General features: G+C 42.8%; 11 protein-coding genes and 1 riboswitch. Of the genes, 5 read left to right on the plus strand and 6 right to left on the minus strand.

Translation table 11 applies throughout. From position 1 onward, the window contains the following. Nucleotides 1-73 precede the first annotated feature (73 nt). On the plus strand, nt 74-1,141 hold the full coding sequence (locus DUN60_RS22715) for an OmpA family protein (RefSeq protein WP_054547091.1): 1,068 nt from the start codon (nt 74-76) through the stop codon (nt 1,139-1,141). Nucleotides 1,142-1,294: 153 nt separating this feature from the next. On the opposite strand, the gene DUN60_RS22720 is transcribed toward DUN60_RS22715, so the two are convergent. Then, a complete protein-coding gene (locus DUN60_RS22720; RefSeq protein WP_114635540.1) occupies nt 1,295-1,693 on the minus strand; it encodes an OsmC family protein in 399 nt (132 codons plus the stop codon). A 362-nt stretch (nt 1,694-2,055) separates the two neighbouring features. On the opposite strand from DUN60_RS22720, the gene msrB reads away from it, so the two are divergent. Next, a complete protein-coding gene (gene msrB, locus DUN60_RS22725) occupies nt 2,056-3,198 on the plus strand; it encodes a peptide-methionine (R)-S-oxide reductase MsrB (RefSeq protein WP_114635541.1) in 1,143 nt (380 codons plus the stop codon). A gap of 133 nt (nt 3,199-3,331) precedes the next feature. Here the strand turns inward: msrB and DUN60_RS22730 are convergent, their stop codons facing one another. Both DUN60_RS22730 and DUN60_RS22735 read right to left on the minus strand, forming a co-directional pair. Then, nucleotides 3,332-4,699: a TrkH family potassium uptake protein gene (locus DUN60_RS22730; protein WP_054547094.1), complete on the minus strand. Its 1,368-nt coding sequence runs from the start codon at nt 4,697-4,699 to the stop codon at nt 3,332-3,334. Between the two features lie 26 nt (nt 4,700-4,725). Beyond that, the gene (locus DUN60_RS22735) at nt 4,726-5,382 is read right to left on the minus strand and encodes a potassium channel family protein (RefSeq protein WP_017079662.1); all 657 of its coding nucleotides are present in this window, start codon (nt 5,380-5,382) and stop codon (nt 4,726-4,728) included. A 184-nt stretch (nt 5,383-5,566) separates the two neighbouring features. Between DUN60_RS22735 and DUN60_RS22740 the strand changes: the two genes are divergently transcribed. Genes DUN60_RS22740 through DUN60_RS22750 form a run of 3 tightly spaced genes read left to right on the plus strand, consistent with a single transcriptional unit; the run spans nt 5,567 to nt 9,710 of the window. Next, the gene (locus tag DUN60_RS22740; protein ID WP_114635542.1) at nt 5,567-6,682 is read left to right on the plus strand and encodes a mechanosensitive ion channel family protein; all 1,116 of its coding nucleotides are present in this window, start codon (nt 5,567-5,569) and stop codon (nt 6,680-6,682) included. A gap of 54 nt (nt 6,683-6,736) precedes the next feature. After that, a complete protein-coding gene (locus DUN60_RS22745) occupies nt 6,737-8,266 on the plus strand; it encodes a mannose-1-phosphate guanylyltransferase/mannose-6-phosphate isomerase (protein ID WP_114635543.1) in 1,530 nt (509 codons plus the stop codon). Between the two features lie 22 nt (nt 8,267-8,288). Next, the gene (locus DUN60_RS22750) at nt 8,289-9,710 is read left to right on the plus strand and encodes a phosphohexomutase domain-containing protein (protein ID WP_114635544.1); all 1,422 of its coding nucleotides are present in this window, start codon (nt 8,289-8,291) and stop codon (nt 9,708-9,710) included. 121 nt (nt 9,711-9,831) lie between these two features. Here DUN60_RS22750 and aroG read toward each other — a convergent pair whose 3' ends face one another. The 3 genes from aroG to DUN60_RS22765 form a co-directional block, all read right to left on the minus strand. Then, nucleotides 9,832-10,884, minus strand: a complete 1,053-nt coding sequence (gene aroG, locus DUN60_RS22755; protein ID WP_114635545.1) for a 3-deoxy-7-phosphoheptulonate synthase AroG — start codon at nt 10,882-10,884, stop codon at nt 9,832-9,834. A 315-nt stretch (nt 10,885-11,199) separates the two neighbouring features. Then, nucleotides 11,200-11,415, minus strand: a complete 216-nt coding sequence (locus tag DUN60_RS22760; protein ID WP_004730103.1) for a DUF3820 family protein — start codon at nt 11,413-11,415, stop codon at nt 11,200-11,202. A gap of 315 nt (nt 11,416-11,730) precedes the next feature. Then, a complete protein-coding gene (locus DUN60_RS22765) occupies nt 11,731-12,084 on the minus strand; it encodes a hypothetical protein (RefSeq protein ID WP_017075827.1) in 354 nt (117 codons plus the stop codon). 323 nt (nt 12,085-12,407) lie between these two features. Next, nucleotides 12,408-12,497: riboswitch (cyclic di-GMP riboswitch) on the plus strand. The last annotated feature ends 59 nt before the right edge of the window (nt 12,498-12,556 follow it).

Genomic DNA, 12,556 nt, shown 5'->3' on the forward strand with positions numbered 1-12,556 from the left:
GTGTCCCACCCGGTAAGTTTTCGCTTTAAAGGCCAGTTCAGATAACAATAAAAATTAATCCAAGGATAAGATTATGAAAAAACTTTCAAAAATCATGTGTGCTGTGATCGCAGCTTCCGGCTTCGCTGCTGCTCCCTCAATTGCCGCAACCACTTATGTGGGTGCGAAAGTCGGAATGGGGTGGCTAGATAGCGCTTGTGTCGACAACGTTGACTGTGAAGATGATTCAGTTGCGGGTGGTGTTTACGGTGGTTACAATTTTACCGATAACATTGCTCTTGAATTAAATGCGGATTACTTAGGTGATTATGACACGAGCTTTAACAACAACGGAGCGACTCAAAGATACAGCGATTCTATCGTAGCCATTTCTTTGAGCCCAATGTATCGACTAGCGATTAAACAAGAGTTTGATATCTTCTTCAAAGCTGGTCCTGCTTACATCATGCACGATGACGAAGACGACGTTGTATTAGCCTTAGGTATCGGCGCAGAGAAACAACTATCAGACGACTGGGCGCTTAGAGTTGAATACCAATACTTTGATGATTTTGACGATAAGATTATTCAAGATCTTAACTCTAACCTTGTTACTGTCGGCCTAAGCTACAATTTCGGTACAGGTAACACAACGGCATCAGCCGCAACAGTAGCTTCTGCAGCAGCAGTAACACAAGCTCCTGCGGAGCCTATTGCCGAGCCAGAAACCGTTGTTGTTGAAGAAGAAGCAGTTGTTGTTACTAAAGCTCAGACTGAAAGCTTCTCTCAAGGTATGTTTGAGACAAATAGCACTAAATTATCTTCAGACGGTAAAACTGCGCTAATGCCATTAGTTGAAGTGCTGCAAGCTCATCCTCAATCATCCGTTAATGTTGTTGGTCACACGGATTCAACAGGTGCGGCTGAGTACAACATGATGATCTCTAAGAAGCGTGCTGCTGCTGTAGCCGCGTACATTGAAGAGCAAGGCATTGAAGCAGACCGTATTACAGCTTCAGGTGAAGGCGAAGAGAATCCAATTGCATCAAACGCTACAGCTGAAGGTCGCGCGCAAAACCGTCGTGTCGACGCAACAATCCCAAGCTTCGAATACCAAGAAGAAGCGCAAATGGAAGAAGTTATTGTAGAAACGGCTGAATAATAGCACTCTACTCTAACTAGAATAATTAAGGGCGGAACACTGTAAAGTGTTCCGCCCTTTTCTTTATCTGGCTATGCCTATAAACCGTAAGCGATAAGCCGTAAGCCGTAAGCCGTAAAAATCAGCCTACCACCAAGCTATACAATCAGAAGACTAGACGATTTCCCAACTATGAGTCATCTCTACGCCAGCACCCAACATTAGACATACAGAACAGTACTTTTCTAATGAATCCGCACACACCTTAGCAACCTGCTCAGGATCAAGGTTGTCACCAGACACTTCAAAGTGAATATTAATCACAGTAAAGATTTTCGGCGCTGTTTCACGACGCGTTGTTTCTAGTTTTGCATTACAACCAGTGATGCTTTGACCCGCAGATTTCAAACCGTCCACTACATCAACAGAACTACAACCACCTGCAGCCATTAACACCATCTCCATAGGGCTTGGCGCTGTAGCACCGCCGCTTCCATCCATAACAATAGAATGGCCTGATTGAGAGTGACCTAGGAATTTAAAGCCTTCGACCCATTTAACTTCTGCTTGCATGTTGTTCCTTAGATGTACGAAAACGTCATCATTATTTGGTATACCAATCGTAGTAAATAACTGGTCATCCTAGCTTGTTAAAAATCTCGATAACTTCGTTAGAATTTTTGATTGTAGAATAACTACTTATCGGAAAATTCCGCCTTGTTCTCGAGTTTTTTTCCTGCGCTATTTATGATCACTTACTTACTGTGATTGGTATTATTTTATATCAATGCCTACACCCTACTACTGGCAGCTTTTATGAGCAAGATTTTCTATTTGAGATATTTTTTCATGAATAGTGTAATTTTTTCCATCTAAAACCTGTCTCTATTCGTACATTCAAAATCGAATGAGAAAAACGTCAAGATGAGGTATCTATGAATAAATTATCTAAAATATTGGTATCACTCGTGGTTGCACTACCACTGATTTCGCTGTTTGTAAGCCAGACTGGCACTGCCAATACAATGGATAAAACGGCTAATTCAGGTAAAACTGAAATCGCGACACTGGCTGGTGGTTGTTTTTGGTGTACAGAATCCGATCTAGAAAAACTGACAGGCGTGACAGACGTTATCTCTGGGTATTCTGGTGGTGAACTAGAAAACCCAACCTATAAACAAGTTTCATCAGGTAAGTCTGGTCACATCGAAGTGATCAACGTGACTTATAACCCTGATGTGGTTAGCTACGAACAGGTGCTTGACCAATTCTTCAGACACATCGACCCAACTGATGACAAAGGTTCATTCGTTGATCGAGGTCCACAATATCGACCTGCTGTTTTCTATCATAACCAAGCACAAAAAGACGTCGCTCAGAACTTCATGATGGAAATCGACAAGGCTCAGATCTTTGGTGAACCACTAAAAACAGAACTGATTGAGTTTGAGAAATTCTGGCCAGCAGAAGATTACCACCAAGATTATTACAAGAAGAGCAAAGTTCGTTATAACTACTACCGCTACGCTTCTGGTCGTGATCAGTACCTAGATAAAGTCTTCGGCGATGATAGAAATGAAAACCCGCAAACGATCCGTCAGATCATCGATGGTAAGAATGCGACAGCCAATACTAAGACATACAGCAAGCCGTCTGATGCAGAGATCAAAGCTTCTCTAACTTCACTGCAATACGATGTCACACAAGACGACGCGACAGAGCGCCCGTTTGACAACAAATACTGGGATAACAAGCAAGAAGGTATTTACGTTGATATCGTAACGGGTGAGCCTTTATTCTCTTCAAAAGACAAATACAAATCAGGTACAGGTTGGCCGAGCTTTACACAGCCAATCAGCGAGGCTTATGTTGTGACGACTACTGACTACAAGCTGCTTTACCCAAGAACAGAGGTTCGCAGTAAGTTTGGCGATTCTCACCTAGGACATGTCTTTAAAGATGGTCCAAAACCGACAGGTTTACGCTACTGCATGAACTCCGCAGCAATGCGCTTTATTCCAGCGGATAAATTGGCAGACGAAGGCTACGAAGAATATGTAGAGATGTTCGAGGGCTAAGAATTCAGAAACTTACCATAAACCTCTGAACCTCTAAAAAACAAAGTCAGCATATTCGCTGGCTTTGTTTTTCTAACGCACTAACAAGAAGGGTTAACCTTAGCCTGTTAACTTTTTTGACCCGTTAACATTATTAGCCCGTCAACACTGTATCTTCAGGGTATTTCAACAAGGAAGGTTCTGGACGAGCCAGCATGTACGCCAAAGTCAAAGGACCAATACGCCCGATTACCATAACGACAATCATGATGTATTTACCGGGTTCAGTCAGGTTTGCGGTTAAGCCAGCTGTTAAGCCAACCGTTGCAAAGGCTGAAATCACCTCAAACATGACTCGGTCAAACGCTGCCTTTTCAGTAAGCATTAACAAAAACATCGCGGTGGTTAACAACGCTCCACTTACCACAATAATGGCCAATGACTTTGTTACCGCTTGCCAGGTCACAGTACGTTTAAACATCACTACATGCTTTTTCTGACGTAAGAAGGTCCACGTTGCTACAAAAGCGACCGCAAAGGTCGAAACCTTAATACCACCACCAGTGGAAGTTGAACCAGCACCAATCAACATTAGTACTATCATCACCAACAATGCAGGCTGAGTGTACTGAGACAAATCCACACTATTAAAACCAGCAGTACGAGCACTCGCTGACTGGAAAAAAGCCGCCAACCATTGCCCTTGTGTCGACAAGCCCTCCATCGTCGCTGAGTTATTTCTCTCCAATAACCAAAACATCACCGTGCCCACCGCCAATAACGTCGGTGTCGCCGTTAGCATAATCTTGGTGTGTAAATGCAGATGTTGGAAGCCTTTCCGCCAGTTAGTCGACAGGTCGCCCACGACCGTAAAACCTAATCCGCCGAAAATGAACAAGCCTGCTAAGGTAAAGATCACCAGTGGATCGTCAACAAAGCTCGCCATACTGTCTGAGAACAACGCAAATCCTGCGTTATTGAATGCAGAAATCGCGTGAAATAACGCGTAAAAGCTCCCTGTTGCCCATCCCATTTCAGGGACCCAACGAAAACAGAGCAATACGAAACCTATAAATTCCGCCACCAATGCAAAAATGATGATCTTCTTGACTAATTTTCGGAGGTTAATCTTACGATCTTGCCCCAATGCTTCTTTCGCTAATGCTTGCTGTTTCAAACTTAGCCGAACACCAAACATATAGAGCAGCACCGCAGAAAGGGTCATCTGCCCTAACCCGCCGACTTGCATCAAGAACATCAGTAAGATTTTACCTGCCAAGGTGAAATGCTGACCGGTATCAACAACACCTAAGCCTGTCACACTGATCGCCGACGTGGCGGTAAACAGTGCATCCGTAAAGCTTAGACCTGTCACTGAGAACACGGGTAGCGTCAACAATATTGCAGAAGGGATAAGTACGCCTAAGAAGCTCGTAAGGATAATCTTAGGTTCAGAGCCTTTACGTGGCTTTTTATCACTCTTAAGCGTGTAGAAAGTACCTTTTCGTTTTAACGAATTCATACTGTTACCTTATTTCCGATTGCCAGTTACCAATTGCGTAGCTTTCTAGATAAGGTCTCTTTCGGCCCAGCGATGATCACCACATCCCCAATTTCTAAACTCACATCCAGTTCAGGTGCTTTAGTTAGGTTCGGGCCTCGCTTGAAACCAAGTACCTCAACACCATTTTCTTTGCACAGCTTAAGGTCACCAAGTTTCTTACCCAAAAAATTAGAACCAATAACAATTTCCGTCATCGCTAAGCCGCTGCCAAGGTCGATAAACTCAAGAACGCGTCTATCCAACATTTTACGCGCAACACGAATACCCATGTCTCGCTCGGGCATGATGATATGATCGGCACCAATCTTAGAAAGGATCTTACCGTGAAACTTATCGTTCGCCTTCACCCAAACGGCTTTTGCGCCTGATTCTTTTACCACTAGCGTCGTTAGAATACTGGAGTTAACATCAGAGCCAATCGACACCATTACCATATCGTAATCGTCCAGCCTTAGTTCTTTAACTGTCTCTTCGCTCGTGCAGTTCGCAACAATCGCTTGTGAAACAAAATTGGCCGCTTCTTTCACTCGCTCTTCATCAATATCGACAGCGAGCACCTGCGCCCCTGAACTTTGTAGCTCTTTGCATACAGATAACCCAAAACGCCCTAAGCCGATAACTGCATATTGTTTGTCACTCATTTATTACTCCACTTACAAAGCTACGTAGCATCGAAAACAAATAACAAAATTGTCTTCATACAAAAAAACGACTATATATCCATATAGAGATACAATTTTCAGCTAATCGATTGATTTATAAAGGTAGAGAACAAAAGTGATTTCTGCTAATTTCTAACCCATAATTTCTGCGGCAGTACACACAATGAATGAATTCATAACCCAAGTACAAACCTACATCAACCAGAGCCATAGCGATTGGGCAAATAGCGTCCTATTCATCACTATTGCGAGTTTTTTCGCTTGGGTCGCTTGGCGAATTGTCCATAATCGCCTGGAAATCTTGGTCAAAAAAACCCAATTTCATTGGGATGACCTACTGCTAGAGGCCTTAAAAACACCTGTCAGTACGTTGCTTTGGTGCTGGCCTGCTACCGTGTCTGTTGGCTTGATCCTTCAAGACCAGTTTGGTAATGAAATCAACTGGCTAAGAACACTTAAACACATACTGATCATATCTACGTTTGTTTGGTTTACGCTGCGAATGATCAGTAACTCTGAAGAATATGTCTTAGAGCAAAAAAACAGAGACGAAACCACAGTACAAGCTATCGCGAAAGTGGCTCGACTGTTCTTTATGGTGATGGGCGGCTTAACCATCATGCAGGCGTTTGGGCTGAGCCTATCGGGTTTGCTTACCTTTGGTGGTGTCGGTGGTTTAATCGTCGGTTTAGCCGCTAAAGATCTACTGTCGAACTTCTTCGGTGGCATGATGATTTACTTCGACCGCCCTTTTAAAGTCGGTGATTGGATACGCTCTCCCGATCGTCAAATCGAAGGTACTGTCGAACGCATTGGCTGGCGCATGACGATTATCCGCACTTTTGATAAGCGTCCTTTGTACGTTCCAAATTCGGTGTTCAGTAGTATTGTGGTAGAGAACCCATCGAGAATGTTGAATCGTAGAATCAATGAAACCTTTGGTCTTCGTTATCAAGATGCAGACAAATTGGCGCTCATTGTTGATGATGTAAGAACCATGCTCGAGACCCACCCAGATATTGATGCCAAACAGACGTTGATCGTTAACTTTGACAAATTTGGGCCATCAACACTGAACTTCTTTATCTACACCTTCACAAAAACGGTCAACTGGATCAGGTACCACAAAGTGAAACAAGATGTTTTATTGCAGGTGTTAGCGATTATTCATAAACACAATGCTGATATCGCCTTCCCAACACAAACACTCAAGATTGAAGCGCAAGACATCAACGATTCTCAGGGTGTAATGAATTCGAGCCCTGAAGCTCATAGATAAGCCATAAGCGTGGTAACATGGTGTTAGTAGCCCTTTACGCCTAATTACCACTTTATGATTTTACCTGTCATTCTAGCTGGCGGCTCTGGAAGCCGCCTCTGGCCATTGTCTCGCGAGCTCTACCCTAAGCAATTCCTCAACATTGCTGGCGAACAATCAATGCTTCAGCAAACACTTCAACGCCTGCAAGGTATCGACGCACACCTAACGGATAGCAGCTGCGATGCGCCATTCATCATCTGTAATGAAGAGCATCGTTTTATCGCTGCTGAACAAATTCGCTCAGCTAACGTCCTGCACAGCGGCATTCTGTTAGAACCTGTCGGTAGAAATACTGCGCCAGCCATCGCACTTGCAGCCTTGCAAGCTTTGACCAAGTCTCATGACACTAAAGGAGAAGCGGCTGACCCAATCTTATTAGTGCTTGCTGCCGACCATCACATCGCTAAAACCTCTGAATTTCAACAATCGATTAACCGTGGTGTTGATTACGCAAAACAAGGCAAACTGGTGACATTCGGTATAACCCCAAATGCTCCAGAGACTGGCTATGGCTACATCAAACAAGGGCAACCTCTTATCTCTAGCCTACAACTAGAAACCAACATTACAGACCAACCAACCCATTATGCTTACGACATTGAGTGCTTTGTAGAAAAGCCCGATAAAGCAACCGCAGAAGCATACATCCGCTCAGAACAGTACCTATGGAACAGTGGCATGTTCATGTTTAAGGCATCACGCTATCTTGAAGAACTCGCCGAACACCACCCCGATATATTAGCGGCTTGTAAACTCGCTCTTGCAAAGCAAAATACCGACCTCGACTTTATCCGTATCGACGCTGAAGCATTCAAAAGTAGCCCAAGCGATTCCATCGATTATGCCGTGATGGAGAAAACCTCGCACGCAGCTGTGATCCCGATGGATGTCGGTTGGAATGATATTGGCTCATGGTCTGCTATCTGGGATGTAAGCGACAAAGATGAGCATAACAACGTCATTGAAGGTGACGTGTTAACCGTCGACTCTCAACACAACTACATCCATGCTGAAAACAAGCTAGTTGCTACTGTAGGTGTCGATAACCTGATTATTGTCGAGACCAAAGACGCCATATTAGTCGCAGATAAAGACAAGGTTCAGGGTGTAAAATCGATTGTTAGTCAACTAAGTCAAGCAGGTCGAACGGAGCATATTCATCATCGTGAGGTATTGAGGCCTTGGGGTAAATACGATGTGATTGATTTAGGAAAGCGAGACAAAGTTAAGCGTATCACCGTAAAAGCGGGTCATCAGCTTTCACTACAGATGCATTATCATAGAGCGGAACATTGGGTAGTAGTAGCTGGCACTGCGAAGGTGACCAACGATGAGAAAATCTATCTCGTCGAAGAAGATCAGTCGACTTACATCCCTTTAGGTCACATCCACAGCTTAGAGAACCCTGGCGAGACACCTCTTGAAATGATTGAAGTTCAAACCGGCAGCCATTTAAGTGAAGACGATATCATTCGATATCAAGACAGCTATGGGCGAGACGTTCGAAGCGAACAAGCTTCTTCGTCTCAGAACAAAAAATAGAAATAGAAGCGACTTCAATCAAATGAAACCAACATTAGATCTTAGCTGCTTTAAGAACAACGACATTCGCGGCATCATTGGTAGCCAAATCAATGAGCCGTTTGCCTATCTGCTTGGAAAGGCGTTTGGTGAATATATCCTGTCAGGAAATGCCAAGACTCCAAGTGCATGGCCTCCAGTCGTTATTGGTCGAGATAACCGTGAAATGTCTTTGTCACTGCAAGAAGCCATTACTGCAGGCTTAATCAAGTCCGGGATAAGCGTCATTGATCTTGGGATGACTGGCACTGAAGAAGTCTACTTTGCGACTCGTCACCTAAAAGCGATTGGCGGAATACAAATCACAGCCAGCCATAACCCAATCAATTACAACGGAATGAAATTGGTCGGTGCTGATGCTAGCCCCATCAGTAAAAACAGTGGTTTAGATAAAATCAAACGACGTATTAAAGTACTGAATCAAGAGCTGAACACCGATTTGCCGATCGTTCATGTTCAATCAAATAACTCAGGCATATCGACCAGTATTCTCGCCCCTTATGTAGACCACCTACTCTCCTACATAACACCTTCTAAACTTTCACCAATGAAGATTGTGGTTAACGCAGGAAACGGTGTTGCAGGACATGTCATTGATGCTTTAGAGAAGAAATTTAAAGAGCTCAGTGCCCCTATCACCTTCATCAAGGTTCACCATACTCCTGACGAAAACTTCCCTAATGGTATTCCCAATCCATTGATTAAAGAAAACCAAATAGCGACTCGAGATGCAGTCTTAGAGCATTCTGCCGACCTTGGCATTGCGTGGGATGGTGATTTTGACCGTTGTTTTTTCTTTGACGAAAATGGCAATTACATTGAGGGGTACTATATTGTCGGGTTGCTCGCTGAAGCATTTTTGTTAAAAGAGCCTAACGCCACAGTGTTGCACGATATGCGTATGACATGGAACACGATTGAAGTCGCCAATAAGCTTGATGGGAAGGCTGTTGCAGTCAAAGCTGGGCATGCGCTCATCAAAGAGAAGATGCGAGAATTAAACGCTGTGTACGGTGGTGAAATGAGTGCGCACCATTATTTCCGTGATTTTGGTTATTGCGATTCAGGAATGATTCCTTGGCTCTTAGTGATAGAACTGATGTCGAAAACTCAACAATCTCTTCACCAATTGACCAATTCGAGTATGGATAGATTCCCTTCTTCAGGAGAGATCAATCGTAGGGTTTCAGACCCAGAACAAGTCATGGCTTATGTGTTGTCGCACTATCAAGTTGATGCCGTTGAGATCGATCACACAGACGGGCTCAGCATGAATATGGGCACATGGCGCTTCAACTTACGAAAGTCCAATACAGAGCCGTTGATACGCCTCAACGTGGAAACCAAGCAAGATAGAACTTTACTGTCACTTAAAGTCGACGAGCTACTGTCTTTTTTCATTTAAGAATACAAAGCACTTCCAGTTTTTAACTAATTTTCAACTAAGAGCCACAAAAAAGCCCTTACTAGCGATTGCTAATAAGGGCTTTGAATTTTCAGTCGCTTAGTCGCTGACTGTAATTAGTTTACTTGTTGCGACGAGCTTCAACAGCATCTGCCAGTTGGCGAAGTACTGTTTCAGTATCTTCCCAACCAATACAAGCATCGGTAATAGACTGACCGTATGTCGCTGCTTTGCCGTCAACCAAGTCTTGGCGACCTTCAACAAGGTGAGATTCAATCATCACACCAAAAATAGCTTTATCACCACCTGAAATCTGTGCACTTACGTCATCAGATACGTTAATTTGGCGTTTAAACTGCTTAGAGCTATTCGCATGGCTGAAATCAATCATCACCTTCTCTGGAAGACCTGAAGCTTTTAGTTCTTCCTTAATCTTGCTTACATGCTCTGCACTGTAGTTTGGCTCTTTACCACCACGTAGGATGATATGGCAATCAGGGTTACCTGCAGTTTCTATGATAGCGGAGTGACCGTACTTAGTTACCGACAAAAAGTGGTGAGAAGCACTCGCTGAACGAATCGCGTCGGTTGCAATCTTAATGTTGCCATCAGTACCATTCTTAAAGCCTACAGGGCAAGAAATACCCGAAGCAAGTTCACGGTGAACCTGAGATTCAGTCGTACGTGCGCCAATTGCGCCCCAGCTGATTAAGTCAGCAACGTATTGAGGCGTGATCATATCTAGGAATTCACTTGCCGTCGGCATTCCCATATCAGTTAGGTCAAGCAGTAGCTTACGTCCTAGACGAAGACCATCGTTTAGCTTGAACGTATCGTTCATGTACGGGTCATTGATTAGACCTTTCCAACCAACAGTTGTACGTGGCTTTTCAAAGTAAACACGCATTACGATTTCAAGGTTATCGCCTAGTTCATCACGTAACACTTTCAAGCGTTTGCCATATTCAAGTGCAGCTTCTGTGTCATGAATAGAACATGGGCCAACGATAACAAGCAAGCGGTCGTCGCTATCTTCTAAAATATTATGAATCGCTTTACGGCTTTCAAAGGTTGTAGAAGAAGCAATTTCTGTCGCTGGAAACTTTTCTAAAACAGCAACAGGTGGTAATAACTCTTTTACTTTGTTAATTCTTACATCATCAGTCTGAAACATCGCTTACTTCTTCCTTTTTTCTATCCTTGAGCTGAATGTACGTTGTCTCACGTAACTTTCTTTCAGCACTAATCTTCTTGTTCCTTGTAACTTAACTAGTAAAAACTCTAGTTTCAATCACTAATTGAAAATAAACGCAATTTTTTTTGTGTTTTATATTAGAAACACCATGTATAGTATTGTTTACACACTATCGATTGCGTAATTTCAAGGAAGACAAGAGCAGCTATTCTTCAAGCTTCAGCATACATGTAGCATTGTGTAGCACTTGAAAACAAAAAAAGCTCACGTGATTAACGCAAGCTCTCTATTCAACTACATTCTTTTCAATGGTTTGACAACGCTATCAAGCCCTTCAATTTTCAGAGCAAGGCACAGTTTTAATAAGTCGCCTAGCTCACCAGAGGGGAACCCTTTTTTGTCGAACCACAGCAAATATTCTTCAGGCAAGTCAATCAACGTACGACCAGCGTATTTACCAAATGGCATTTGCATTCTAGCAAGTTTAATCAGGTTCTCTTTCTCTAGCATTACAGGCTCTTTCTAAGCGTCATCGATATTCTGTAGAGTATCACCTAAACGTTCAACCCAATAGTTGATCGCATCTTTGGCATCATCAAGCGAGTCAATCATGGTTGAAAATCTTCATAGCTGGTGAATTTAGTTGCGGTTTTAATTGGGCCGCCTGCACAATCAAACAAGAAGATGCTGGTTGCAACAAGCAAAAAGACTTTTAGAGGTTTCATGACGCACTTAGTTAAAATTAAGGAATTTAATTAAGTATGTCATACCTTATATGAAAAGTTTGTAGAAAAGGGGAGTTAAAACTCAGAGCTAGCTTTAAAATTAATCATGCTGAACGGTGTGTGCATACTCTACGATTACTTGATTTCCTTCGATGTAAGCATTTTGAATTTCACCATCAACACTCATTCTACTTTTCAAATAAACGACTTTAGGCCCTGACTTGTTACCTTCTTTAAGCGAAGGAAACACATTCCTAGGTTCTAAGTGAAGTAAGCGACAGAAGTGACTAATGAAAGACATAGTCAATGCTGTCTCCCCTCTTAGCACTCTTGAGAAATCAAGCTGGTTCATGCCTAGCTTCTTCGAAAACTCCATCTGCGTAATTCGCATTCGCGACTTTTGTGACATCCACGTTTGATACAACGCATCTCTGTCTTGCTCTGTAAATTCCATACCGACTCCTTTATATAATTCGTACCAATCAATTGTCCGGCTTTTCATACACAGCATGTCAGCGTTCGGTTAGTGGAAACCAAAGGTTTGGTTTTGATATGCGCTCAATCGGTGTAAGGAACAAAGAATAATAACCATTAATCATTCACAGAAACAATTAGAGCAATTACTTTCTTTATTTATATCAATTGTTTATATGTTACCTAGGAACACATATGGCAAGTTAATTTGTATTAAGAATTATAAGTTCGAGATTAGCATTCCACATTTAAATCTATTGTGTCGCATTTATAAAAGCTGTTGGCTACATTTCGTTTGCTCAAACTCACTTCTGGCAAACTATTTGAAAGAATAGGACGCAAAGCCACCGGTCTGTCGACATATATTCTGTCTATGATAGCGGGGCCGCCACTTAATAGAATTTAAGTGTAAATGCATGCCGGAGTGTTCTCTTTTTTGTCGGCCAAATACA

It is taken from the genome of Vibrio splendidus (assembly GCF_003345295.1).
Classification (GTDB): domain Bacteria; phylum Pseudomonadota; class Gammaproteobacteria; order Enterobacterales; family Vibrionaceae; genus Vibrio; species Vibrio splendidus_K.